Source organism: Photobacterium sp. DA100 (assembly GCF_029223585.1).
Lineage (GTDB): Bacteria > Pseudomonadota > Gammaproteobacteria > Enterobacterales > Vibrionaceae > Photobacterium.
On the sequence record NZ_CP119423.1, the window covers coordinates 666,340 to 691,297 of the forward strand.

General features: G+C 54.8%; 26 protein-coding genes. 9 read left to right on the top strand and 17 right to left on the bottom strand.

Annotated features, from left to right (window positions below; translation table 11 throughout):
- Positions 1-308: 308 nt before the first annotated feature.
- The 3 genes from dauA to PTW35_RS03380 are packed head-to-tail and all read left to right on the top strand — an operon-like array spanning position 309 to position 3,461.
- Positions 309-2,027 (top strand): C4-dicarboxylic acid transporter DauA, encoded by a 1,719-nt coding sequence (gene dauA / locus PTW35_RS03370; protein WP_281026528.1) that lies wholly within the window; start codon positions 309-311, stop codon positions 2,025-2,027.
- Positions 2,028-2,058: 31 nt separating this feature from the next.
- Positions 2,059-2,637 (top strand): D-sedoheptulose 7-phosphate isomerase, encoded by a 579-nt coding sequence (gene lpcA, locus PTW35_RS03375; RefSeq protein WP_281026529.1) that lies wholly within the window; start codon positions 2,059-2,061, stop codon positions 2,635-2,637.
- Positions 2,638-2,681: 44 nt separating this feature from the next.
- The gene (locus PTW35_RS03380; protein WP_281026530.1) at positions 2,682-3,461 is read left to right on the top strand and encodes a class II glutamine amidotransferase; all 780 of its coding nucleotides are present in this window, start codon (positions 2,682-2,684) and stop codon (positions 3,459-3,461) included.
- 72 nt (positions 3,462-3,533) lie between these two features.
- Here the strand turns inward: PTW35_RS03380 and purN are convergent, their stop codons facing one another.
- Together purN and purM are read right to left on the bottom strand one after the other, a co-directional pair.
- The gene (gene purN, locus PTW35_RS03385) at positions 3,534-4,178 is read right to left on the bottom strand and encodes a phosphoribosylglycinamide formyltransferase (RefSeq protein WP_281026531.1); all 645 of its coding nucleotides are present in this window, start codon (positions 4,176-4,178) and stop codon (positions 3,534-3,536) included.
- Between the two features lie 3 nt (positions 4,179-4,181).
- Positions 4,182-5,222 (bottom strand): phosphoribosylformylglycinamidine cyclo-ligase, encoded by a 1,041-nt coding sequence (purM, locus tag PTW35_RS03390; RefSeq protein ID WP_281026532.1) that lies wholly within the window; start codon positions 5,220-5,222, stop codon positions 4,182-4,184.
- 194 nt (positions 5,223-5,416) lie between these two features.
- On the opposite strand from purM, the gene upp reads away from it, so the two are divergent.
- On the top strand, positions 5,417-6,043 hold the full coding sequence (upp, locus tag PTW35_RS03395; protein WP_039461419.1) for a uracil phosphoribosyltransferase: 627 nt from the start codon (positions 5,417-5,419) through the stop codon (positions 6,041-6,043).
- 108 nt (positions 6,044-6,151) lie between these two features.
- Here the strand turns inward: upp and PTW35_RS03400 are convergent, their stop codons facing one another.
- Positions 6,152-7,405 (bottom strand): uracil-xanthine permease family protein, encoded by a 1,254-nt coding sequence (locus PTW35_RS03400; protein WP_281026533.1) that lies wholly within the window; start codon positions 7,403-7,405, stop codon positions 6,152-6,154.
- Positions 7,406-7,698: 293 nt separating this feature from the next.
- On the opposite strand from PTW35_RS03400, the gene PTW35_RS03405 reads away from it, so the two are divergent.
- On the top strand, positions 7,699-8,949 hold the full coding sequence (locus PTW35_RS03405) for a DUF2066 domain-containing protein (protein WP_281026534.1): 1,251 nt from the start codon (positions 7,699-7,701) through the stop codon (positions 8,947-8,949).
- A 79-nt stretch (positions 8,950-9,028) separates the two neighbouring features.
- Here the strand turns inward: PTW35_RS03405 and PTW35_RS03410 are convergent, their stop codons facing one another.
- The 4 genes from PTW35_RS03410 to PTW35_RS03425 all read right to left on the bottom strand — a co-directional run bounded on the left by PTW35_RS03410 (position 9,029) and on the right by PTW35_RS03425 (position 11,992).
- Complete coding sequence (locus PTW35_RS03410; RefSeq protein ID WP_281026535.1) at positions 9,029-9,454, bottom strand: DUF2069 domain-containing protein; 426 nt, start codon at positions 9,452-9,454, stop codon at positions 9,029-9,031.
- A gap of 4 nt (positions 9,455-9,458) precedes the next feature.
- Complete coding sequence (wrbA, locus tag PTW35_RS03415; RefSeq protein ID WP_281026536.1) at positions 9,459-10,040, bottom strand: NAD(P)H:quinone oxidoreductase; 582 nt, start codon at positions 10,038-10,040, stop codon at positions 9,459-9,461.
- Between the two features lie 15 nt (positions 10,041-10,055).
- The gene (gene arsC / locus PTW35_RS03420; RefSeq protein WP_044624385.1) at positions 10,056-10,406 is read right to left on the bottom strand and encodes an arsenate reductase (glutaredoxin); all 351 of its coding nucleotides are present in this window, start codon (positions 10,404-10,406) and stop codon (positions 10,056-10,058) included.
- Between the two features lie 131 nt (positions 10,407-10,537).
- Positions 10,538-11,992, bottom strand: coding sequence for a M48 family metalloprotease (locus tag PTW35_RS03425; protein WP_281026537.1), 1,455 nt, complete (start codon positions 11,990-11,992; stop codon positions 10,538-10,540).
- Between the two features lie 183 nt (positions 11,993-12,175).
- Between PTW35_RS03425 and PTW35_RS03430 the strand changes: the two genes are divergently transcribed.
- Positions 12,176-12,403, top strand: a complete 228-nt coding sequence (locus PTW35_RS03430) for a sulfurtransferase TusA family protein (protein WP_281026538.1) — start codon at positions 12,176-12,178, stop codon at positions 12,401-12,403.
- A 7-nt stretch (positions 12,404-12,410) separates the two neighbouring features.
- Complete coding sequence (locus PTW35_RS03435; protein ID WP_281026539.1) at positions 12,411-13,487, top strand: AI-2E family transporter; 1,077 nt, start codon at positions 12,411-12,413, stop codon at positions 13,485-13,487.
- An 80-nt stretch (positions 13,488-13,567) separates the two neighbouring features.
- Here the strand turns inward: PTW35_RS03435 and bcp are convergent, their stop codons facing one another.
- Both bcp and PTW35_RS03445 read right to left on the bottom strand, forming a co-directional pair.
- Positions 13,568-14,038, bottom strand: coding sequence for a thioredoxin-dependent thiol peroxidase (bcp, locus tag PTW35_RS03440; protein WP_281026540.1), 471 nt, complete (start codon positions 14,036-14,038; stop codon positions 13,568-13,570).
- Positions 14,039-14,048: 10 nt separating this feature from the next.
- Positions 14,049-14,588 carry a glycine cleavage system protein R gene (locus PTW35_RS03445; protein ID WP_281026541.1) on the bottom strand — a complete coding sequence of 180 codons (540 nt, stop codon included), beginning with the start codon at positions 14,586-14,588 and terminating at the stop codon, positions 14,049-14,051.
- Between the two features lie 312 nt (positions 14,589-14,900).
- Between PTW35_RS03445 and dapA the strand changes: the two genes are divergently transcribed.
- On the top strand, positions 14,901-15,782 hold the full coding sequence (gene dapA / locus PTW35_RS03450; protein ID WP_281026542.1) for a 4-hydroxy-tetrahydrodipicolinate synthase: 882 nt from the start codon (positions 14,901-14,903) through the stop codon (positions 15,780-15,782).
- A 30-nt stretch (positions 15,783-15,812) separates the two neighbouring features.
- Positions 15,813-16,841: an outer membrane protein assembly factor BamC gene (bamC, locus tag PTW35_RS03455; protein ID WP_281026543.1), complete on the top strand. Its 1,029-nt coding sequence runs from the start codon at positions 15,813-15,815 to the stop codon at positions 16,839-16,841.
- 125 nt (positions 16,842-16,966) lie between these two features.
- On the opposite strand, the gene lipA is transcribed toward bamC, so the two are convergent.
- The 8 genes from lipA to rlmH all read right to left on the bottom strand — a co-directional run bounded on the left by lipA (position 16,967) and on the right by rlmH (position 24,958).
- Positions 16,967-17,938: a lipoyl synthase gene (gene lipA, locus PTW35_RS03460; RefSeq protein ID WP_281026544.1), complete on the bottom strand. Its 972-nt coding sequence runs from the start codon at positions 17,936-17,938 to the stop codon at positions 16,967-16,969.
- Positions 17,935-18,582 carry a lipoyl(octanoyl) transferase LipB gene (lipB, locus tag PTW35_RS03465; protein WP_281026545.1) on the bottom strand — a complete coding sequence of 216 codons (648 nt, stop codon included), beginning with the start codon at positions 18,580-18,582 and terminating at the stop codon, positions 17,935-17,937. The genes lipA and lipB overlap by 4 nt, the downstream gene beginning before the upstream one ends.
- A gap of 198 nt (positions 18,583-18,780) precedes the next feature.
- The gene (ybeD, locus tag PTW35_RS03470; protein WP_039461441.1) at positions 18,781-19,056 is read right to left on the bottom strand and encodes a DUF493 family protein YbeD; all 276 of its coding nucleotides are present in this window, start codon (positions 19,054-19,056) and stop codon (positions 18,781-18,783) included.
- A gap of 182 nt (positions 19,057-19,238) precedes the next feature.
- A complete protein-coding gene (locus tag PTW35_RS03475; RefSeq protein ID WP_281026546.1) occupies positions 19,239-20,414 on the bottom strand; it encodes a serine hydrolase in 1,176 nt (391 codons plus the stop codon).
- A 186-nt stretch (positions 20,415-20,600) separates the two neighbouring features.
- Entirely contained in the window at positions 20,601-21,407 is an 807-nt protein-coding gene (locus PTW35_RS03480; protein WP_281026547.1) for a septal ring lytic transglycosylase RlpA family protein, read from the bottom strand.
- Entirely contained in the window at positions 21,408-22,529 is a 1,122-nt protein-coding gene (gene mrdB / locus PTW35_RS03485) for a peptidoglycan glycosyltransferase MrdB (protein WP_281026548.1), read from the bottom strand.
- The gene (gene mrdA, locus PTW35_RS03490) at positions 22,526-24,481 is read right to left on the bottom strand and encodes a penicillin-binding protein 2 (RefSeq protein WP_044622630.1); all 1,956 of its coding nucleotides are present in this window, start codon (positions 24,479-24,481) and stop codon (positions 22,526-22,528) included. Before mrdA ends, mrdB begins: the two co-directional genes overlap by 4 nt.
- Before the next feature lie 6 nt (positions 24,482-24,487).
- Complete coding sequence (gene rlmH / locus PTW35_RS03495) at positions 24,488-24,958, bottom strand: 23S rRNA (pseudouridine(1915)-N(3))-methyltransferase RlmH (protein ID WP_044622631.1); 471 nt, start codon at positions 24,956-24,958, stop codon at positions 24,488-24,490.

The window sequence follows — 24,958 nt, forward strand, 5'->3', positions numbered from 1 at the left end:
GGGATTGATCGAGATCAGCGAGAAAGAAAAAAGCACTTGCGTTAATTCCTCATACAATTAAGATCCCGCGACATAGTTCACGAATTCTCTGAATAAGGCATCGACGCCGACATTTTCGTGAATTTTCAGGGAGTGATAGAGGCTATGCAAAGTGGCCTTTCCAGATTGTTGCCTTTCCCGAACTCCGACTGACAGTTGCCCGCCGGATCCCTTTCTCGGGATGACAGCTACCTTTTCTTTCTTTTCACCAAGCGGTAACAAGCCTGTTTGGCTTTTGTCGTTGCTGTTTGGCTTGCAAGGGGTTTACCGTGTTGCTATTTGATGCGTTTAGACAGGCGTGGCGCGAAGGCTTTTCACTTTCGTCGTTACGGTCCGATATTGTTTCCGGTGTTACCGTCGGTGTGGTCGCGATCCCGCTTGGGATGGCTTTGGCGATTGCTGTAGGGGTACCGCCCCAGCATGGGTTATACACAGTTATTGTGGCCGGTCTGCTAGCGGCACTGCTGGGGGGCTCCCGTTTTAATATTACCGGCCCGACAGCGGCTTTTGTGGTGATCCTGTTGCCGATCACCCAGCAATACGGGCTTTCCGGCCTGATGCTGGCGACCATGATGTCCGGGGTGATCTTGCTGCTGATGGGGGTATTGCGTCTGGGCCAACTGGTGGCCTATGTCCCGTATCCGGTGACAACCGGCTTCACCGCTGGTATCGGTTTGACAATCGCTTTTCTGCAGCTCAAAGATCTGCTGGGGCTGAGCGTCGCGACCAACCCGATTCATTTTCCGGAAAAAGTGGTGGCCTATGCCAGCGCGATGCCGACCTTGAATATGGCCGATGCCCTGGTCGGGGTTGTGACCATCGCGGCTTTTATCCTCTGGGCCAAGCTGAAAACCAAGGTCCCGGCCCATGTGGTGGCGCTGCTGGCCGGTACTTTGGTGGCGCTGCTGGTCAACCACGGCAGTGGCGGGCATGTTGGTTTACTGGGGGAGAAGTTCCACTACCAGATCGGCGACTTGGTTGGCCAGGGGATCCCGCAGGTGTTGCCGCAACTCGTCATGCCGTGGCAGGACGGCCATTTCTCATGGGCACTGGTGATAGAGCTATTACCGGCGGCGTTTACCATTGCCATGCTGGGTTGTATTGAATCCCTGCTGTGTGCCGTTGTGGCCGATGGTATGACGGGCACCAAGCATAACCCCAATGCCGAGCTGGTCGGCCAGGGTCTGGCGAATATGGTGGTGCCGTTCTTTGGCGGGATCCCAGCAACGGCTGCCATTGCCCGTACCGCGACCAACATCAGGGCCGGTGCCTTCTCCCCGTTGTCGGCGATTGTTCATTCCCTGTTTGTACTGGCAGCAATGATTGCCTTGGCCCCGATGCTGTCCTACGTGCCGATGAGCGCGCTGGCGGGCTTGCTGATCATGGTGGCGTGGAACATGTCGGAAGCGCCGCACTTTGTCCATACCCTGAAAGTCGCGCCGAGAAGGGATGTCGCGGTGCTGCTTACCTGCTTTACCCTGACCGTCGTCTTCGACATGGTGGTGGCGGTAGTGGTTGGCTTGCTATTGGCCGGGGTCTTGTTTATCCAGCGTATCGCTTCGCTGACCACGGTCAACAGAGTGACCGGCGAACACCCGCACCAGAATTTTGGTGATGACGTGGTGGTCTATGACATCAACGGCCCGCTGTTCTTTGCCGCCAGCGAAAAAGCCCTGTCGGTGATTGACTACACAGCGCCCGAGACTCAGGCGGTGGTGTTGGATTTCAGTGATGTCACCACCATCGATATTACCGCTATCCATGCACTGGAAAACGCCATCGACCGGATCCGCGACTACCCGGTTTACCTGCTTGGAGTGGCTGCGCACATCGAGAAAAAGCTGGCAGCTGCCGGTCTTCTGACAGTAGATAATGTCGCTTGCTGTGGCTCTGCCGAGTCATTACGTGAACATTTGGCGATAAAGACTCACAATGTTCAATCTAAGGAGTCGACACTTCCAAGCGTTTCTTTGTACACTGCTAGTTGATAATAATTTTTGATAAGACAGAGAAGGTCCTATGTATCAAGACACCATCCGCGCCGAGTTGACGGAAGCGGCAGAAGTCCTCAACCGTTTTTTAAGCGATGACAAGAATATTGCTGATATCGAAGCAGCTGCCAAACTTCTGGCCGAGTCGTTTAAGCAAGGTGGCAAGGTGTTGTCTTGTGGTAACGGTGGATCTCACTGTGATGCGATGCATTTTGCCGAGGAGCTAACGGGGCGCTATCGCGAAAACCGTCCGGGCTACCCTGGGATTGCGATTTCCGATCCGAGCCACTTGTCCTGCGTGAGCAATGACTTTGGCTACGAGTCGGTGTTTTCCCGTTACCTCGAAGCGGTGGGCTCGCAGGGCGATGTCCTGTTCGGCCTATCGACTTCGGGTAATTCCGGGAATATCCTTAAGGCCATTGAGGCGGCCAAGGCTAAGGGGATGAAAGTGATTGCCCTGACTGGCAAAGACGGCGGTAAGATGGCCGGCTTGGCAGATGTTGAAATTCGCGTGCCGCATTTCGGCTATGCTGATCGTATCCAGGAAGTGCATATCAAGATCATCCACATCTTGATTATGCTTATCGAAAAAGAGATGGCGGAATAACCCAGCAATTGCAGCTGGGCCAGAGAGGAAGGGCATAACGGACTATGTGTGAACTACTTGGCATGAGTGCCAATGTGCCGACAGATATTTGTTTTAGTTTTACCGGCCTGATGCAGCGTGGGGGCAATACCGGCCCGCACCGCGATGGCTGGGGAATTACCTTTTACGAGGGCAAGGGATTTCGGACCTTCAAGGATCCAAACCCGAGCTGTAAATCACGTATTGCAGAGTTGGTGCAGGAATACCCAATAAAGAGCTGTGCGGTGGTCAGCCATATCCGGCAGGCAAACCGGGGTGGGGTGAGCCTGGAGAATACCCACCCGTTTACCCGGGAGCTCTGGGGCCAATACTGGACCTTTGCCCACAACGGTCAGTTGACCGGTTACGAACAGCTTGATACCGGCCGGTTCAAGGCGGTGGGCGATACCGACAGTGAGATTGCGTTCTGCTGGCTGCTGAACCAGCTGGAAAGCCAGTTTCCCGAACGTCCAGAAAACATGAATGAGCTGTTCGATGTGATGGCGGAATGCTGCGATAAGCTGAGGGCGCTGGGGGTTTACAACATGTTGTTGAGCAATGGTGAGTACGTACTTACCTATTGCACCAACAACCTGCATTGGATCACCCGCCGGGCTCCGTTTGGCAAGGCTTCGCTGATTGACGAAGACGTCACCATTGATTTTCATCAGGAGACGACCCCCAACGATGTGGTGACGGTGATTGCCACCCAGCCGCTGACCAATGACGAGAGCTGGCACAAGATGGCGGTCGGGGAGTTTAATGTGTTCCATTTCGGCGAGCAGGTTTTCAACCGGACCTTGTAATATCCCGCAGGATAAATAAAAAACGCGACCATCGGTCGCGTTTTTTTATGCCGGCTAGTAACCCAGACAGGCTTATTCGTCGGCCGCATAACCCGATAGCGGTAACGGGGTGCCATCGAGTACTGCCTTGCCCTCAGCCATCGCCACCCGGCCCTGCAGGCACCAGTTGGCAACCATTGGGTAGATGCGATGCTCTTGCTCCTGCACGCGCGCCATTACTTCGTCGGCGGTGTCACCGGCAAAGATAGGCACCTTGGCCTGGAGGATCACCGGACCGCCATCGAGCTCCTCGGTCACGAAATGGACACTAGTACCGTGCTCGTCATCGCCGGCGTCGATAGCCCGCTGGTGGGTATTGAGGCCGGTGTATTTCGGTAGCAGGGAGGGGTGGACATTGAGCATCCGGCCCTGGTAGTGGCGGACAAAGTCACCGCTGAGGATGCGCATGAAGCCGGCCAGGATCACCAGATCCGGCTGGTAGCTGTCGATGCGCTCGGCCATGGCCTGGTCAAATGCGTCACGGTCGGCATAGTCGGCTGCCGACAGGTGGAGGGCATCAATGCCAGCTTGGCGGGCACGCTCTAGTCCGTAAGCGTCGGCCTTGTTGGACAATACCGCACTGATACGGCCGTCCTTGATGATGCCTGACTCGCAGGCATCAATCATCGCTTGAAGGTTAGAGCCGTTGCCCGAGAGGAGAACAACGATATTCTTCATCGCTTACAGGATCTCCACCTGCTCTTCGCCTTCGTTGGCATTGGCAATGTGGCCCAACAGCCAAGCTTGCTCGCCTTCGGCATTGAGGATGCTGATCGCTTGCTCTGCCTGGGCTTTTGGCAGGGCAATCACTAGACCAACACCACAGTTGAAGGTACGGTACATCTCGTACGTGTCCACGTTACCGGCTTCTTGTAGCCAGTTGAACACGGCTGGCCACTGCCAGCTGTTACCGTCAACCACAGCCTTGGTACCTGTTGGCAGTACGCGCGGGATGTTTTCCCAGAAGCCGCCGCCTGTGATGTGGGAAATCGCGTGAACGTCGCAGCTCTCCATCATCTTCAGGGTCGACTTAACATAGATTTTGGTTGGTTCTAGCAGGTGCTCGCAAAGCGGCTTGCCTTCCAGCTCAAGGTTCAGATCGGCCTTTGACACCTCAAGGATCTTGCGGATCAGCGAGAAGCCATTCGAGTGCGGGCCGCTTGACGCAACAGCGATCAGGGCATCGCCTTCTTCAACCTTGCTGCCGTCAATGATGTCTGCTTTCTCAACTACACCGACACAGAAGCCGGCAACGTCGTAGTCTTCGCCATGGTACATGCCAGGCATTTCCGCAGTTTCACCACCGATCAGTGCACAGCCAGATTGGATACACCCTTCGCCGATCCCTGCTACCACGTCAGCCGCCGTGTCTACGTCCAGCTTGCCGGTTGCGTAGTAATCAAGGAAGAACAGCGGCTCGGCACCTTGTACGATCAAGTCGTTGACACACATCGCAACCAGATCAATACCGATAGTGTCGTGCTTGTTCAGATCCATCGCCAGGCGCAGTTTTGTTCCCACACCGTCTGTGCCAGATACCAGAACTGGCTCCTTATACTTGGTCGGCAGGCTGCACAAAGCGCCGAAACCGCCAATACCGCCCATTACCTCAGGACGGTGGGTGCGTTTTACCACCCCTTTAATACGATCAACTAATGCATTACCCGCATCGATATCAACACCAGCATCTTTGTAGCTAAGAGAAGAGTTATTGCCGCTCACAGGAGTTTCCTCAACGTATTAAAGTAAAAAAGCGGGGGTATGATAACAGCAGTCAGGGCGGAAAGGAAAACGTTTGCGTCAATATTTGTCACTGAGTGTTTCCTGAGCAAACAACCGCTGCACCCCTACCAGAGCGTAAATGGTCTAGTGTATAATAGTGCGATTTTTTGAAATTTATTTGCCAGGAGTCAGAGATGAAAGTCGTTGAGGTTAAACACCCACTAGTAAAACATAAGATTGGTCTTATGCGCGAAGGTGACATCAGCACTAAGCGTTTCCGTGAGCTTGCAACGGAAGTAGGCAGCTTGCTGACGTATGAAGCGACTTCAGACTTCGAAACAGAAAAAGTTACCATTGATGGCTGGAATGGTCCAGTTGAAATTGATCAGATCAAAGGTAAAAAAGTAACGGTTGTGCCAATCCTGCGTGCTGGTCTTGGCATGATGGACGGCGTACTTGAGCACATGCCAAGTGCACGTATCAGTGTGGTGGGTATCTACCGTGACGAAGAAACCTTGGAGCCTGTGCCTTACTTCAACAAGCTGGCCTCAAACATCGACGAGCGTATTGCCCTGGTTGTTGACCCGATGCTGGCAACTGGCGGCTCGATGATTGCCACGCTTGACCTGTTGAAAGAGCAAGGCTGTAAGCAGTTCAAGGTACTGGTATTGGTTGCGGCACCTGAGGGTATCGCGGCGCTTGAGAAAGCCCACCCGGATGTTGAGCTGTACACTGCCGCTATTGATGAGAAGCTGAACGACAAAGGCTACATCGTACCGGGCCTAGGTGATGCCGGTGATAAGATCTTCGGTACCAAGTAAGTACTGAGCCATTATCGAAAGCCAAAAAAGCCGGATTAATATCCGGCTTTTTTTATGGCTCAACGTCATCTTTAACCGGGCCTAAGGCCCGGTTAATTGGTTCATCGATTATTTGTCAGCGGCTTCTTCCATCTGGGCATTATCGACCACATGGCTCTCGCCAAGATCGTCCGGTAAGATCAGGTTCAGCAGAATCGCCACAATACCGCACAGGCTCACACCCTGCAGGCTGAATTCGCCGATACCGAAAGCCATCCCGCCGATACCGAATACCAGGGTTACCGCCACAATCACCAGGTTACGCGCCTTGTGCAGATCCACCTGGTTTTTGATCAGGGTGTTAAGACCGACCGTGGCAATCGAGCCGAACAGCAGGATCATGATGCCGCCCATCACAGGTACCGGGATCGTCTGCAGCATCGCGCCCAGCTTTCCGACGAAGGCCAGTACCAGGGCGGTGATGGCAGCATATGTCATGATCACCGGGTTGAAGGCTTTGGTCAGCATTACCGCACCGGTGACCTCGGAATAGGTGGTGTTTGGTGGCGCGCCGAACATCGAAGCGGCCATCGTTGCGACCCCGTCACCGGCCATGGTGCGGTGCAGGCCCGGTTTCTTCAGGTAGTCTTTGCCTGTTACGTTGGAAATCGCCAGCATATCACCGACGTGCTCGACCGCCGGGGCAATGGCCACCGGGATCATGAACAGCATGGCATTGATGTTGAATTCCGGGAAAGTGAAGTTAGGCAGTGCTAACCAAGCCGCCTCGCGCACAGGGGTGAAGTCGACGACGCCAAATCCTAAGCTGACAAGATAACCCGCGACAATCCCCGCCATAATCGGGATCAGCTTGAAAAAGCCTTTGGCAAACACGCTGAAACCGATAGTGACCAGCAGTGAAATCGCCGAAATCCACAGGGCGGCCTCGCCGTTGACCAGCTCTACCGCACCATCGCCGGTTTTACCCAGTGCCATATTGACGGCAGCCGGAGCCAAGCCAAGACCAATAACCATGATCACCGGGCCGACAACTACCGGTGGTAGCAGTTTGTGGATAATCGCCACACCGCGCACCTTGATGATCGCGCCCATGCAGACGTAGATGACACCTGCCATCATCAGACCACCCATGGTCGCAGGGATCCCCCAGGTTTGAACGCCATACATAATAGGGGCAATGAAAGCAAAAGAGGAGGCGAGGAAGATAGGGACGGAGCGTTTGGTGATGACTTGAAAGAGGAGAGTACCGAGACCGGCACCGAAGAGGGCAACGTTGGGATCCAGTCCGGTAAGAAGCGGTACCAGAACCAATGCGCCAAATGCAACAAAAAGCATTTGGGCACCCTGTAATATCTGCATCATGGTTGAATTCCACCCTAGCTGTAAAAAAAATCGCGGAATGTTAGCACAGAGGCAACCGATTACCTAAGGGTTATCGGCAAAAAGTGCCAAAAAGGGATCCCAGCATAATTTTGTGATGAATATGATGAAAACTTGCAGAAGATTGACGTTGATGAGTGTCATATGGCAAAGACTTATAACAAGTTCGGAATAGAAAAATACAATTGAATGAATTTTTTGTGTGGGAAGCAGTTGCCCCGCAAGATATGTTCAATTTATGATCGGGCATTAACTTTAGAGATAATGAGTACTTTATGTTGCGTATTGCATTACTTTTCTTGGCACTGCTGGCCCTGCCGCTGAAGGCCGCCACGGTGACCAACCTGTATCAGGCACAGGTTGCCCTGCCTGATACGGATCGCCAATCCGAGCAAGCTGCCAGACGGCAGGCTCTGGAGCAGGTACTGATCAAGGTCTCGGGGCAGAGCAACATCGTTGAGAACGAAGTCGTTGCCAAGGCGCTGGGGAGCAGTAACCAATACGTCAGCCAGTTCAGCTATGCGAACCGCGACGGCCAACGTACCCTGCTGCTGACTTTTGATCGTAGCCGGATCCGTACCCTGTTGACCCAGGCTAATTCGACGTTCTGGAGCGAACAGCGACCGAATGTCTTGGTATGGCTAGTAGAAGATGCCAACCGAAGCCGCAATATTGTCTGGGATCAGGCAAACAATGATCTGGCCAACCGTATCAAGGAAGAAGGTGACCGCCGTGGGTTGCCGGTGATGATGCCGATTGGCGATTTCGAAGATGTGACGGCGATCAGTACGCCGGATATCTGGGGCGGTTTTGTCCAGCCTATCGCGACAGCCAGCCAGCGCTACAAGCCGCAGGCGGTACTGATCGTGCGTGCCCGCCAGCAAGGTGGTGAGCAGCTAGCCCTGAACTGGCAGTTGTATACCGGCAATACCGAACAGCTTGGCCGTAACCAAGTAGCGCCGTCTGAAGGTCGAAACAGCGGCGAGGCGCTGACTTCTGTGGCCCAGATGGTCGACAGCGTGGCGGATATTCTGGGGGCAAAATTTGCTGTGCCGCTAGGCGGTGACACCAGTGGCCAGTTGGCGGTAGTGGTTGAGAATATCCACTCCTCGAAAGACTTCTTTACCCTGGAGCGCCTGATCACCAACCTGACATCGGTGGCTGCGGTCAATGCCTATCGTATTCAGGGCGATCGGGTTGAGTTTTCGGTGCAGCTGCTTAGCACGGAAGAAGTGTTCCAGCGTGAGCTGAGCCAGGACCGCCGCTTGTCAGCCGTTGCTGCGCCTCTGGAAGAGCAACTCGAGCCGGTGCCGCAACCGGAAGGTATGATAGATACAACGGCTGTGCCAGCCAAATCGACCGCTCCTGAACACGGCGATGCCTCGGCGGTCGATGTGTCGGGTACCGAGCAGCTCGGCGACGAGCAGCAGAGTGATGCCGAGCCGGTGGAGACTAAGCCGGCCAAACAGGCGGCAGTCTTTAGCTGGTCGAGTTCAGCACCGGCTTCAACGTCGGTTGCGTTGTAAGGGGCTTTCCCCTTGTTAGTGAGAGGATAAAAAAACGGTGGCTTGGGCCACCGTTTTTGTTTCTATCGTCATTAAGACGCTACCGGCCCTCATGGCGTGCTTGCTCTTCTTTCTCGACTTGGGAGAGTTTCTTCAGCTTAAGCCCAAGTTCTCTGCCGCGATGGCGGGCAAACAGGATATTGGCCATGAAGGCACCAGTCGTCAGGACCAGCTCGACCAGTGCCAGCCAGCGCTCTCCGCCGTCGACCCACAATATGGTCAGGGCATGGAGAAAGTAAAACATCAGGATGAAGTTGGCCCAGGCATGGGTATAGGGCTTGCCTGCCAGTATGCCCCTGAGTGGCAGTAGCAGCGGGGCGATCCAGATCACGGCCATGATCATGCTGTTGAGGTGCGGGTGCGGTGAGAGGGCGGCCTGCCAGAGTGCCACCCAGGCCAACAGACCAACATTGGCGGCCACGGCGCTGTAGCGGAGCATACGCGTTTTTTTCTGCATGACGGTCATGGCTCTATCCTTGTAATTTGCAGGCGACTTCAGCCAGGCGTTTGCCACAGGCCTGTGCCAACTCGCATTCTTCGCGGCTTAGCTGACGAGACTGTGGGTGGTTGAGGTGGGAGGGGCCATAGGGGGTTCCTCCGGTCACCGTGGTATGCAGGGCGGGTTCCGAGTAGGGCAAGCCGACAATCAGCATGCCGTGGTGCAGTAGTGGCAGCATCATCGATTGCAAGGTCGTCTCCTGGCCTCCGTGCATGGATGACGAGGCGGTAAAGACACAGGCCGGCTTGCCGATCAGGCTACCGCCCAGCCATTCGGCACTGGTCGAGTCGATGAAGTGCTTGAGTGGGGCGGCCATATTGCCAAACCGCACCGGACTGCCGAGTGCCAGCCCGGCACAGTGCTGGAGATCAACCTTGGTCACCAGCGGATCGCCAGAGGCTTCCGGCTGGAGCTGGCCGTCGGTGCCGAGATCGGCAACGGTACGCAAGACGGCCTCACAGCCGGCAACCTGCTCGATACCCCGGGCAATTTGGCGGGCGAGCTGCCTGGTCGAGCCGTGGCGGCTGTAATACAGGACTAGGATACTGTGCATGAGCTGCTAGCCGAACTACAGGATGTCCAGTACTTGCTCTGGTGGGCGGCCCATTGCCGCGCGCTCTCCGTTGACGACGATAGGGCGCTCGATCAGTTTAGGATTGGCCGCCATGGCATCGATCAGCTGTTGCTCGGTTACATCCGCGCCGCCCAGTTCCAGCTCTTTGTATAACGCTTCTTTGGTTCGCATCATATCGCGGGCCGAGGCGTAGCCCAACTGGCTCAGCAGGGTTTGGATTTGTTCTGCAGAAGGGGTGTCATCAAGATACTTGACAATCGTCGGGCTGATCCCTTTCTCTTCCAGTAGTGCTAGGGTCTGGCGGCTCTTCGAGCAGCGTGGGTTGTGGTAAATGGTGACTGACATGGTGCTTCCTTCTGGCTGGTAACCCGGCGTGGTGCCCACGCCGGTTACTAATTGTTTTGATGATGTTGCCCCATTGTAGAACACCTGTCATCAAGAAGGAATGCTATGGTCGCGGTTCTTTGAGAGCGCGATCAGAGATTGGCAACCCGCTGTCTGGCAAGACGAAGTTGATCGATGCGGGCATCATAGCGGGCTTGATCCAGTGAGTTGATCTCAACAATCTGACTTGCCTGGATATAGAGCTGGATAGCCTTTTCCCATGCCCCGCGCAGCGCCAGCAACTCGGCGCGGGCGGCAAGCTCTGCATCCCGGCGGCCATTGGCGGCCTGTGCCTGTGCCAGTAGGTGCCAACCGTTCGGATCATTCGGGTTGTCATAGGTATAGCGGGTTAGGATAGGAATACTCTCGTTGCTGCGATCAGCCTCTTGCAACGCATTGGCCAGGTTCAGGCGCAATACCTTGTTGTTAGGGTTGGCTTTCAGTGCGGTTTCCAGGCGGGTAATGGCCCGGTCGTATTGCTTCTGGTGCAGATCGAGATCGGTGGCCGAATCGATGTAGAAACGGTTGTTTGGCTCCTTGGCCAGCAGCGGATCCAGCAGGGCATGGGCTTTCTCATACTGCTCAGAGTCGATATACACCAGCGCCTTGCCGTAGTTGACGGCGTCTAGGGTTACCGCGTTACCTCTTCGGGCCTGGCGCTCTAGCCAGTCAAGCGCCGCGTTGCTATCGATCCCGGCATAGCGGGCGACAATGCGTGCTCGGGCGAGCTGGTAGCGCTGAGAGGTTTGGACCTGGCGCGCAGGGAATTGGTTGGCCCGGCTACGGCTGTCGGTGATCCGTGATTCTGGCAGTGGGTGGGTCAGCAGCATGGGTGGAGGCGTGCTGACATAGCGGTATTGGTCGGCGAGGCGGCCGAAGAAACGCGGCATCGCCTGCACATCGAAACCGGACTTGGATAAGGTGGCAATCCCGATCCGGTCGGCTTCTTTTTCGTTGCTGCGGGTATAGTTGATCTGCCCCTGTGCCGATGCTGCCGTAGTGGCATGAATGGCGGCGATCCCAGCTTCAGGCGAGGCAATGGCCAGCATCATTGAGCCAATCAGGGCTGCCAGCGTTGCCGGGGATTTTCGGGCCTGATCTTCCATGCTGCGAGCGAGGTGGCGCTGGGTTACGTGGGCAATCTCGTGCGCGACAACCGATGCCAACTCACTTTCGGTGTTGGCATGGAGAAATAAACCTGAGTGGATCGCCACATGGCCGCCGAAGAACGCGAAGGCGTTGATCTCCCGGTTCTGGATCATGAAGAAGTTGAACGGGGTCCGGACATCGTTGGCGTTGGCAACCAACCGGTGGCCGAGATCTTGGATGTATTCAGACAGCAAAGGATCACTGATCACCGGCATGCTGGCCCGGATCATTCGCATGTAGGCATCGCCATACTCCATTTCCTTTTCGATGCTGAGCGTTGCTGCCGCTGCCGTCCCGATATCGGGCAGGCCGCTGAGATCATTGGCCGAGGCAGCCACGCTGGTACCGAGTAATGCACTGATGAGAAGATAGGCTGGTGCCTTAGCAAATCGAAACATAGTAATAATTTATACCGCCTTCTGTTGCGTGTTCCTGCATTCGCACTACTGCGAGGCTAAATCTTTCCTGAATAACGCTGTTTTTCACCAAGGTCTGACAGCGAAACCTTTGACAGGTTTCTTTTTTGTCGTTTGAATGTCCTTTACAATAACCCGATGGATGATAATTGTCAGTATACCGGAATGGAACGTGCATTGCTTAATTTGACGACAGAGCGCTGCCCGATGGCCCTCTTGATGGCCAAAAGGGCGGTACAGGCGCTTGATGTTGACGATACGCTTGAAATTCATGTCACTGACACAGGGGCAAGGCAGGATATCCCCCGCTACCTCTCGAACCATGGCTTTATTATTGATGTACGGTTGGACAACCAACAGGTGCTTGAAATTATTGTGACCAAAAGGCAGTAAACATTTTATGCTGGATATGCTGACTCGCTGGTATCAGCGACGATTTTCCGATCCCCATGCCGTGAGCTTGGTAGCTATTCTCTTGGGTGGCTTCCTGACTATTTATTTCTTCGGTAACCTGATTGCCCCCTTGCTAGTGGCGATTGTCCTTGCATACCTGCTGGAGTGGCCGGTGATGCAACTGACCCGGATGGGACTGCCAAGAACCCTGTCCGTGATGGGGGTGCTGCTGATCTTTGCCGGTTTGATGGTCATGGCGATATTTGGCCTGGTACCGACGATTTGGCATCAGGTCGGCAACTTGATTGCCGATGTACCGAATATGTTCAATGGATTGCAGAACTACGTTTCTAGTTTACCAGAGCGCTATCCCGACTTTGTCCAGCCGCACCAGGTCTCAACCTTTATGATCACCCTGCGCGAGAAAGTACTCGGCTTGGGGGAGAGTGTGGTCAAAGGCTCATTGGCGTCGCTGGTCAGTTTGGCGACTTTGGCGGTTTACCTGATCTTGGTGCCTTTGCTGGTGTTCTTCCTGCTCAAAGACAAGGAAGAGATGCTTGAGATACTCAGTGGCCTGTTGCCGAAGAACCGCCGCCTGACCAGCAAGGTTGGCGCGGAAATGAACCAGCAGATCTCCAACTATATCCGCGGCAAGGTCACGGAAATCTTTATTGTCGGCATTGTCAGCTATGTCACCTTCGCGGTGATGGATCTGCGCTATGCGGTCTTGCTCGGGGTGTTGGTCGGCTTCTCGGTCCTGATCCCGTATATCGGCGCTGCCGCCGTTACGCTGCCGGTAGCGATGGTGGGCTTGTTCCAGTGGGGGATCAGCCCCGAGTTCTGGTGGCTGCTGGTCGCCTACGGCATTATCCAGGCCCTTGACGGCAATGTCCTGGTACCAATTCTGTTCTCGGAGGCGGTAAACCTCCACCCGGTGGCCATCATTGTCGCGGTACTGGTATTTGGCGGTATGTGGGGCTTCTGGGGGGTGTTCTTTGCTATCCCGCTGGCGACCTTGGTCAAGGCGGTGTGGAACGCCCTGCCTGCGACAGAGCCCCCGCCTGAAGAGCATGCGGAAGAGTAGCAGGTTCCATCACATTTTTGATAAAGAAAAGGCCGCAATTTTGCGGCCTTTTTGCTATCTCGACATGGGGCGATTGGCTGTTAGCTGTTTTCTTTCAGGTAAGCCAGCACCACCTCGTGGTGATCTTTGGTCTTGAACTTGTTGAACACATGCTCGATGACACCGTTTTCATCGATCAGGAAGCTGATGCGGTGCAGGCCATCGTAGACTTTCCCCATGAACTTCTTTTCGCCCCAGACGCCAAACTGATCGGCAACCGCGTGATCTTCGTCAGACAGGAGGGTGAAGTTGAGGTTGTCGCGTTCGATAAACTTCGGCAGGCGCTTGACGGCGTCGATGCTGATACCCAGTACTTCGACATTGAACTGGTCGAGCTCGGCCTTGCTGTCACGTAGGCCACAGGCCTGGACAGTGCAGCCTGGTGTCATGGCTTTGGGGTAAAAGTAAGCAAGGACTTTCTTGCCTTTGAAATCAGCCAGGCTGACCGGCTCGTCATTTTGGTTTGGTAGCGTGAAGGCTGGCGCAGGCGTACCGGCGGTCAAAGTCTTCATAGTGGATTCCTTAATTATTATGGCCGACAAAAGTCACGTTGCCGTTGACCACCAAGTCTTGGCAAAGTGCTTCAAATTCTTCTTGTAAGGTCATTAGGTTACAGCCTTCGGGTAAATTTGTCCCTATGTGCAGCTGAAATCTATTCGGTGAGCCGTTTTGCTCACTTTCCACGGTATGGGCGCTCAACGAGGCAATGTCTATCGCTCTTGAGGCGAAGAAGCGGGTAAATTGTTCTATCAGGCCGGGGCTGTCATTGGCCTCGATTTGAAAGTCGGCAGTATAGGGGTAATGGCGGCATTCGTGTTTGCTGGTGCGCTTCATCACCGTCAGTAAGTCATGTTCACTGGCCTTGAGCGGCAAGGTCGACTCAACCCGGGTGATGGCATTGGCCGAGCCGGAAAGCAGCATGATAAGGGTAAATTCTTTTCCAAACAGGGCTAGTCGGCTGTCAACAATGTTGCAGTCGCATAGGGTTATGAGCCGGGTCACTTCATCCGATATACCCGGGCGGTCGGTGCCAACCGCCGTAACGACAAGATAATGTTCCATATTTTTACACCACATTTTGAATACCTTCTGCATGTTAGCACAGACCGGTTGGCTGCAAAGGAATATCTCTGGCGATAACTGGGTGAATGGTTGCATAAAAGGTGGTTTTTTTTTTACCTCTGGTTGGGAGCGAAAAAGTAGATGTAAAAGTGAGCTGTTAGCAAAGAGTTAGCCTTCACTGATTTACATACTTCTGTCTTGAGTTTACTGTAACTGAAAAGTAGTATGGTTTGACTTGGTCGCTTGATTATTCGCTCAACCAGCATAAATTCATGACGAGGCCAGGGATATATTTTTTCAGGGGAGATGGACATGTTTTCAGGAAGCATGGTAGCGCTAATAACACCGCTCGATGAAGCCGGTGAAGTCGATTACGCCAGTTTGGCGTCACTTGTTGAATACCACATTGCCGCCGGCACCGACGCGATTGTCTCGGTGGGAACGACCGGCGAGTCAGCCACATTGACCGTGGAAGAGCACGTCAAGGTGGTATTGAAGACCTTGGAATATGCACAGGGCCGCATTCCGGTCATTGCAGGCACCGGGGCAAATGCGACTCATGAAGCCATCACCTTTAGTAAACTCTTTACTGGTACCGGTGTTGCCGGCTGTTTGACTGTAACGCCTTACTACAACAAGCCTACCCAGGAAGGCCTGTACCAGCACTTCAAAGCCATTGCCGAAGCCACAGACCTACCGCAGATCCTCTACAATGTACCGGGGCGTACCGCCGTAGATTTGTTGCCAGAGACGGTGGCTCGACTGGCGAAAATAGATAACATCGTCGGGATCAAGGATGCGACAGCAGATCTTTCCCGCGTGCAGAAAACACGGGAACTTTGTGGCGATGATTTTATCCAATTAAGCGGTGATGATGCCACGGGGTTGGATTTTGTTGCCGAGGGAGGCCACGGAGTGATCTCCGTAACGGCCAATGTCGCGGCAGCGGACATGGCACAAATGTTCAAGCTGGCGCTGTCCGGCCAAATGGATGCGGCAATTGATATTAATCAGCGTCTGATGCCGCTCCATAAGCAATTGTTTGTTGAATCCAACCCTATCCCGGTAAAATGGGCGGCACATCAGCTTGGCCTGATCTCGCATGGCACTCTTCGCCTGCCGTTGACTGAGCTAAGCGAATCTGCCCAACCAGTAGTAGCTGAAGCACTCAAGGATGCGAACGTACTGCTGTAATTTGCTAGAGCGTAGGAGCGCAGAAGCGTAATGAATTATAAGTATAAGCTGGTGGCGGCTGCTGTTGCAGTAGTTACACTGGCTGGTTGCTCTGACGGCGCGGAACGCCGCCGTCAGGCGAACCAGGATTTTAACTACCTCAATACCCAACCGCTGGAGAGCTGGACACTGCCTAGCGATGCCCAGTCTGCGCAGGTCAATGACTATGCGATCCCTGCCGGAGATTATCAGGGCGAGATTGGTCCTGGGGTTGATATCCGCCCGCCACAGCAGGTACTGGCCTTGATCCCGGGGGCGCGAGCCCTGCGAGACGATGATGGCGTGACCTTGGTGATGGTCAAGCAGGAGGATCTCTCCGATGTCTGGATGGTGACCCAGAAGTTGATTGCCGAGCAGAATATCGGGCTGAGAAGCCAGACTGCCAATGCTATAGAAACCGATTGGATTAGCTGGAACAACGAAGACGAGGATACCGAGCTCGGTAGCCGTTACCGGATTGAGAAATCGGCGGATGGTGGCCGTTATAGCTACCGGATCAAGCTGGTGGACTGGCGTGAAGGTGGGGCGGAGCAACCGGTAAGCGTTGAGAACAAAGAGCGCTACAGTATCCTGATGACCAATCTGGTGACGTCTCGTTACGACGAGCAAGAGCGCGAGCAAGCCCGTTTGCGTGCCCAGCAGCTGGTCAAGCAGATCCCGATTTCGATGGGCCAGGACCGCAGCGGCTTACCTGTGATCATTGCCCGTGCACCGTATAACGTGTTCTGGGAGCGCCTGCCAGAAGTCTTGGGCCAGCTCGGCTTTACTATTGAAGGGCGTAACCGCTCGCAAGGTGTGGTCGAGGTGCAGTTCAAGTCGCCGGATGATGATTTCTGGGCCGATCTGGGGACCCAGCCGATCGAGCTGGAAAACCGTGCTTATAATCTACAGCTAGGGGATCTTGGCAACCGTACGTCTATCAACATTACTGATACTGACGGCAAGCCAGTGACCGAGCAAGCGCTCAATAGCCTAGCGCCTGTGATGGCCGCAGCCATCGACCGAGCCAATAACAGCTAAGTGGCATGATGGTTACCGGTAAATAAAAAACGCTGCTGATTGCTCAGCAGCGTTTTTTTTGGCTTGTTTAACGCACAATTATTGGTGAGTGCCTGCCGGAGAGGCACTCACCAGGCAGAAGCGCTTTATTTGACTTCTTCGCCTTTGGCCTGCATATCGGCGTGGTAAGAAGAGCGGACAAACGGGCCGCATGCCGCGTGGGTAAAGCCAAGCTCAAGGGCAATCTCTTTCAGTTCGTCGAACTCCGAAGGCGGCACGTAGCGCTCAACCGGCAGGTGATGGCGGCTTGGAGCCAGGTACTGGCCCAGCGTCAGCATGGTTACGCCGTGGGCGCGTAGATCTTTGAGTACCTCGATGATCTCTTCTTTGGTTTCGCCCAGTCCCATCATCAAGCCCGACTTGGTCGGTACTTCAGGGTGCATTTCCTTGAATTTCTTCAGCAGATCCAACGACCACTGGTAGTTGGCTCCCGGACGAGCCTTGCGGTATAGGCGAGGGGCGGTTTCCAGGTTGTGGTTGAAGACATCCGGCGGGTTGTCACGCAGAATATCCAGCGCACGGTCCATACGGCCGCGGAAATCGGGGACCAAGGTTTCGATCTTGATCTCTGGATTCAGAGCTCGGATTTCACGGGTACAATCGGCGAAATGCTGGGCACCGCCATCACGCAGATCATCACGGTCTACCGAGGTAACCACCACGTAGCGCAGTTTCATGTCGGCGATGGTTTTGGCAAGCTGCTGCGGCTCCTCGGCGTTTGGCGGCAGCGGGCGGCCGTGGGCAACGTCACAGAATGGGCAGCGACGGGTACAGATGGCACCCAGGATCATAAAGGTAGCCGTACCGTGGTTGAAGCACTCGGCCAAGTTAGGGCATGACGCCTCTTCACAAACCGAGTGCAGCTTGTTTTTGCGCATCGCTGACTTGATGTCCTGGATGCGCTGGCTGTCTGAAGGAAGTTTGATCTTCATCCATTCCGGCTTGCGCAGGACTTCTTTCGGCGCTTCCTCAACCTCTACGTTACGGGTAGGAATGAGGGCCATTTTGTCGGCATCACGGTATTTGACACCTTTTTCAATTTTGATTGGTTTACTCATGAATTGCTTTCCGTTTTCCACTCAATGCTCTGGTAATCGAGCAGGTTGACCAGCTCTTCTACAAGTACAGGCTGAATTTCCGCTAGTTCAGAAGGCCCATTCAACAACGCGGTTTGCGTCATTTCCATCCCGGCATAACCACACGGGTTGATGCGTAGGAAAGGAGCCAGATCCATATTGATATTGAGTGCCAGACCGTGAAAAGAGCAACCGCGTCTGATCCGTAAACCAAGTGAACATATCTTCTGACCGGAGACATAGACACCCGGCGCATCAGGGCGGGCATTGGACTCAATCCCGAAACGGGAAAGGGTCTTGATGATCGTGTTTTCGATATGCGTGACAAGATCGCGCACACCCATTTTCTTTCGACGTAGGTCGATAAGGACATAGGCAACCAGTTGGCCCGGGCCGTGATAGGTGACCTGACCACCGCGGTCGCTTTGCACCACGGGGATATCCCCGGTGTTGAGCAGGTGCTCGGCTTTTCCTGCCTGGCCTTGGGTAAACACAGGATTGTGCTCAACCAGCCAGACTTCGTCCGTGGTTTCCGGGCTGCGTGTGTCGGTGAATTGATGCATAGCCTGCCAGATTGGTTCGTAATCTTGGCGGCCTAGGTTGCGAATTATAATTTTATCTTGCAATGTCACACCCATTTAGTCGTTTGGCGAAGCCTGAAAAACTGACACCCCGCATGGGTGTTCAATACCGAAGGGTATCATATACCCAAGTGACTTCAAATTACTGGGCGTAGAGTAGGACCAAGCGGTTTGAAGTGACTTGGGGATAAAACGTGGCGGCCGAATTTACCGCCGCCAGTTTATCGGGGAATGGGGAAGTGCTTACAACACAACGCGGACGATATCGATTTCACCCAGCTCTTTGTACAGGGTCTCTACCTGCTCGATCGATGTTGCGGTGATAGAAACAGACACGGCACTGTAGGTCCCTTTGCCACTAGGCTTAACGTTCGGGGTGTAGTCGCCCGGTGCGTGACGCTGGATCACCTCAACAACCAGATCCGCGAGCTCAGGCTTGTTGTAACCCATTACCTTGTAAGTGAACTTACAAGGGAACTCTAGAAGATCTTTTAGTTTTGGCTGCTCTTGCTGCTGCATGCTGAACTCCGAGTAATTGCATTCATTTTGCGATGTTAGCCGTGCATATTAATGGGTATGCGGCCTTTTCACAAGCGATCAGGTGCCTTCGCCATCGGCTAGAAAAGGAAGAGGCAACCCAAGGTTGCCTCTTTTCTTTATTTATCGGTGAGTTATGCCTAACAGGCGAATTCTGCTAGGGATCAGCTCAGCCAGCCTTTGAACAGCAGCATGATGTAATCAATCAGGCGGCTGAACATGCTGCCTTCTTTGATGTCGTCCAGTGCCAGCAGTGGGTATTCGGCGATATCTTCCTCGCCGACACGGTAGTACAGCTTACCGACGACATCACCTTTCTGGATTGGGGCTTTCAGCTCTTTTTCCAGCACGAAGCTGGCAGTCAGATCTTTGGTCAGGCCACGAGGCAGGGTCACGAAGGTATCTTCGCTTACGCCAAGGGATACCTCGTCTTTGTCACCCATCCACACTTTCTCGGTCACAAAGGTTTCGTTTGCTTTGTGAGGAGACACGGTTTCGAAGAAACGGAAGCCGTAGTTCAGCAGCTTCTTGCTTTCGGCCTTGCGGGCGTTCGGGTTGCTGGTACCCATCACGACGGCGATCAGGCGCATCTGGCCTTCGGTTGCCGTACTTACCAGGCTATAGCCAGCATTGTCGGTGTGGCCGGTTTTCAGGCCGTCAACGTTGAGGCTCTTGTCCCACAGCAGGCTGTTGCGGTTGTACTGGGTGATACCGTTGTAGGTGAACGATTTCTCTTTGTAGATCGCGAATTCGTCAGGGACATCGCGGATCAGGCCCTGTGCCAGCAGTGCCATGTCATATGGCGTGGTGTAGAGATCTGGGTTGTCGAGGCCGTGGACATTGGCAAAGTGGGTGGAGTCCATCCCCAGGGTTTTGGCCCAGGCATTCATCAGGTCGACGAAAGAGTCTTCAGAGCCAGCAACATGTTCCGCCATTGCTACACAGGCGTCGTTACCCGACTGGATGATGATGCCACGGTTGAGGTCGGAAACTTTTACCTCACTGCCGACTTCGATGAACATCTTCGAAGAGCCCGGGAAGTTCTTGGCCCAGGCGTTCTTGCTGATCACGACTGTGTCATCCATGGAGATATTGCCGCGGTTAACTTCCTGACCGATAACGTAGCTGGTCATCATTTTGGTCAAGCTAGCAGGCGGGATTTGGTCGTATTCTTTGTTGCCTGCCAGGATCTTGCCTGAATGATAGTCCATCAGGACGTAGCCCTTAGCAGCAATCTGAGGGGCTTCAGGTACTACAGCAGGGGCAGCCGCTGCTGTTGCTGAAGCCAGCAAGGTTGCTGAAACAGCAACAGAGCGAAAAAGTGCAGCAGATTTTTTCATGTTGGTTGTAACTTAATTTGTCGAATGTAAAAAACTTCACACACTATATCAGATTGACAATATGAGACCAGCTTTGGGCTCGGATATGTTGTGTGGCAAGGCGACTCAAAGCAAATTTTGACATAACTTTAAATCAAAAAAATACCAGAGCAGGCAGTTGCTCTGGTATTGGTGTTAGAACGCAGATTAGGATTTTGGTTCCAGCTCGCGCTTGGAAGTGATGATGAAGGCTTGCGGGTAGCGGCCGGCTTTGGCTTTGTCGCGCTGGCTGATTGCCTCATCACGGTCGATGTAAGGCCCAAGGCGCAGGCGGTAGATCTCGGCCGAGTCTGCTTTCTTCAAGTCGATCGCGGTGCCGAACTCTTTCTCCAGCTGCTGGGCGATCTGCTCGGCCTTGCCGGCGTCGGTGACGGCTGCCAGCTGCACAAAGTAAAAGTTGGGGTTGGCACTCTGCCACTCGTTCGGGTTATCGGGCTTGGCCACCTGGATCAGCTCGATTTTGACCGGCGCCGTACCGTGCTTGATGACATCCAGCCTCGCTGCCGCCGCCATGCTGAGATCGATGATACGGCCGTCGTGGAAGGGGCCGCGGTCGTTGACCCGGACCACGGCGGTTTTGCCGTTGTTGGTATTGGTGACCTTGACATAGCTCGGCAGCGGCAGCGTTTTGTGGGCCGCGGTCATCGAGTACATGTCGTAGATCTCGCCATTGGAGGTTTTGTGGCCGTGGAATTTCTGGCCATACCATGAGGCGTAGCCTTGTTCGACAAACGGCTGATCAGCCTGCTCAATCTGGTAGTGCTTGCCGCGCAGGGTGTAGTCCTTGTTGCCCGCGAGGCTCAAAGGCTCATAACGCGGCTGGGCATCTTCGATGTGATCCAGTGTCGGTGATGATTCCGGCGCGACATCGTCGGCCAGATCGTAGCGCTCGTCGCTCGGCGTCGAGCTACATCCCGCAAGGATAAGAACAAGGAATAAGGGAGATATGCGCATTTAGGTCGCCTTGGACAACATTTTTCTATGGGTGTGAATCGACATCAGGATCCCGAAGCCGGCCATCAGGGTGACCATCGAGGTGCCCCCGTAGCTGACCAGCGGCAGCGGAACCCCTACAACAGGCAGCAACCCGCTGACCATGCCGATGTTAACGAAAATATATACAAAAAAGCTCAGTACGATACTGCCGGCCATCATCCGGCCGAAAGCGGTCTGGGCCCGGCTGGCCAGCAGCAGGCCCCGGCCGATAATGAACAGGTAGATAGCCAGCAGGCAAAGGACGCCAATCAGGCCCCACTCCTCGGCAATCACCGCGAAGATGAAGTCGGTATGGCGCTCGGGCAGGAACTCCAGCTGCGACTGGGTGCCTTGCAGCCACCCCTTGCCGGACAGGCCACCAGAGCCGATGGCAATTTTCGACTGGATAATGTGGTAACCGGCACCAAGCGGATCGGATTCGGGGTTGAACAGGGTCAATACCCGGGTACGCTGGTAGTCGCGCATCAGGAATAGCCACAATACCGGGATGAATGCACCAACCAGTACCGCCGCCGCGCCGATGATCTTCCAGCTCATGCCAGAGAGGAACAGCACGAACACCCCGGAAGCCGCGATCAGGATAGAGGTCCCCAAGTCGGGTTGCTTGGCAATCAAGATGGTCGGGACAAAGATCATCACCAGGGCGATGACGATGTTTTTCAGGCTGGGCGGTAGCGGGTTGTTGCCGATAAAGCGGGCGACCATCAACGGCACCGCCAGCTTGATCAGCTCCGAGGGCTGGAAGCGGACGAAGCCCAAATTCAACCAGCGCTGGGCGCCTTTTGACGCCTCGCCGAAAAACAAAACGCCGAGTAGCAGTATCAGCCCGATCCCAAACAGGTAGGGAGCCCAGGTCTCATAGTGGCGCGGGGAGATCTGGGCCAGGATGAACATGATCCCCAGCGACAGCACCATGCGAACCGCCTGGCGCTCCATCATGGCGATTTCCTGGCCGCTGGCACTGTACATCACCATCAGGGCAAAGCCCATCAAGGTCAGGATCCCCATCAATAACGGGAAGTCCAGGTGCAAGCGGTCACTTAGGGTGCGTTTATTGCCTGTGGCGGCCATGATACTCATTGCGATACCTCGGCTATTTTCTTGTCGACGATCTCTACCAGCGGATCGGGCTTTTCGGGCTTGAGCAGCATGTGATCGAATATCCTTCGAGCAACCGGACCACCGTTGGAGGAGCCGCCCCCGGCGTTTTCCAGTACCATGGAGACCACAATTTCCGGCTTTTCAAATGGCGCGAAGGCGGTAAACAGGGCGTGGTCGCGCAAGTGCTCTTCCAGCTCTTCGGCGTTGTACTCCTGATCTTCGGCCAGGCCGAAGACCTGGGCCGAGCCGGACTTGCCGCCGGCTTTGTATTCGGTGCCATAGAACGGACGGCGGGCGGTACCGCGCGGGCCGTAAAGTACCTGGTACATCCCCTGCTTGGCGACCTCCCAGTATTTAGGGTCGACATTGTCGATTGGCGGGAAGTCATCGTACACCGCGGGCCGTTCAACATCGTCATCGATGATGTCTTTGAGCAGGTGTGGCGCCTGAACCCGGCCCTGGTTGACCAGTACCGTGGTGGCTTTGGCGATCTGCAGCGGGGTTGCCGTCCAGTAGCCCTGGCCGATCCCGACGGGGATGGTATCCCCCTGGTACCAAGGCTGGCGGAAGCGGGCTTGTTTCCACTCGCGGGTTGGCATGTTGGCTTTGCTTTCTTCATGGATGTCGATGCCGGTGTACTCACCGAAGCCGAAACGGCTCATCCAGTCAGAGAGGCGATCGATGCCCATGTCGTAGGCGATCTGGTAGAAGAAGGTATCGACCGACTCTTCAATCGCCTTGTAGATATTGACCTTGCCGTGGCCCCAGCGCAGCCAGTCGCGGAATGGGCGGCTGTTGGAGTTCGGGATACGCCAGTAGCCCGGATCATTGCGGGTGGTGCGGGTGGTGATCACCCCTTCGCTCAGCGCGGCGACTGCAATCATCGGCTTTATCGTCGAGGCTGGTGGGTAAATACCCAGTGTGACCCGGTTAACCAGTGGGCGGTTCTTGTCGTTGAGCAGTTCGCGGTATTTGGCACCGGAAATGCCGTGGACGAACAGGTTCGGATCGTAGCTAGGGCTCGAAACCATCGCCAGTACAGACGAGTCACGCGGATCCATGACGATGACCGAGCCACGCCTGCGTTTGATTAGCTCCTCGCCGGTATCCGGGTCGAGCTTGCGCTCGGTCAGGAGTTCCTGGACATAGAGCTGGAGCTCAATGTCGATGTTCAGTTTGATGTCGTTGCCCGGGATCGGCGGGACATATTTCAGGGTACGGATGATCCGCCCGCGGCTGTTGACCTCGACTTCCTGGTAGCCCGAGGTGCCGTGCAGCATATCTTCGTAGTAACGCTCAACCCCCAGCTTGCCGATATCTCGGGTCGCCTTGTAGTTATTGATCTTCTCTTCGCGTTCAAGGCGCTGGATGTCGCGGTCGTTGATTTTGGCCACATAGCCCAGCACATGGGTCAGGGCTTCGCCGTACGGGTAGTGGCGCTTGAGGTAGGCTTTGACTTCGACGCCCGGGAAGCGGTGCTGGTTGACGGAAAACAGGGCCACCTGCTCTTCGGTCATCTGGTTGAGGATCGGTACCGACTTGAAACGGCGGGTACGACGGCGCTCGCGCTCGAAGCGCTCGATCTGCTCGTCGGTGACGCCCATCAAGTCCTTGAGGCGATCGAAGGTGTCTTGTCTGTCCGGTACTTTTTCCGAGGTGATCTCGAGTGAGTATACCGGGCGGTTCTCCGCCAGGAGAATGCCGTTACGGTCGTAGATCAGGCCGCGGTTCGGGGCGACAGGGACTATCTTGATCCGGTTATCGTTCGATCGTGTTTGGTAGTCTTCGTGCTCCTTGATCTGGATGTGATACAGGTTAGTGAGCAGAATACCGACCAGCACGACGATGCCGATAAATGAGACAAGAGCCCGGCGAAAGAATAACGCCGACTCAGCCCGGTGGTCGCGGATCTGCGTTCGCTTTTGTCTCATTGCCCATTATTCCCTATGGTACGGATGGTTGGCTGTGATGCTCCACGCACGGTACAGGCTTTCGGCCATGACAATACGCACCAGTGGATGGGGTAGGGTCAGTGGTGACAGCGACCAGCTCTGGTCGGCAGCCGCCTTGCAGGCAGGAGCCAAGCCTTCCGGGCCGCCGATCAGGATGGACACATCCCGGCCGTCGAGCTTCCAGCTTTCCAGTTGTTCGGCCAATTGCTCGGTATCCCAGCGCTTGCCTGGGATATCCAAGGTGACAATGCGGTTGCCTTTTGGCACGGCAGCCAGCATTGCCTCGCCTTCCTTTTGCAGAATACGGGCGATATCGGCATTCTTACCGCGCTTGCCTGCCTGGATTTCAACCAGCTCAAGCGGCATATCTTTCGGGAAGCGGCGGCTGTATTCTTTGTAGCCTTCCTCGACCCATTTCGGCATCTTGGTGCCGACAGCAATCAGTTGAAGCTTCAT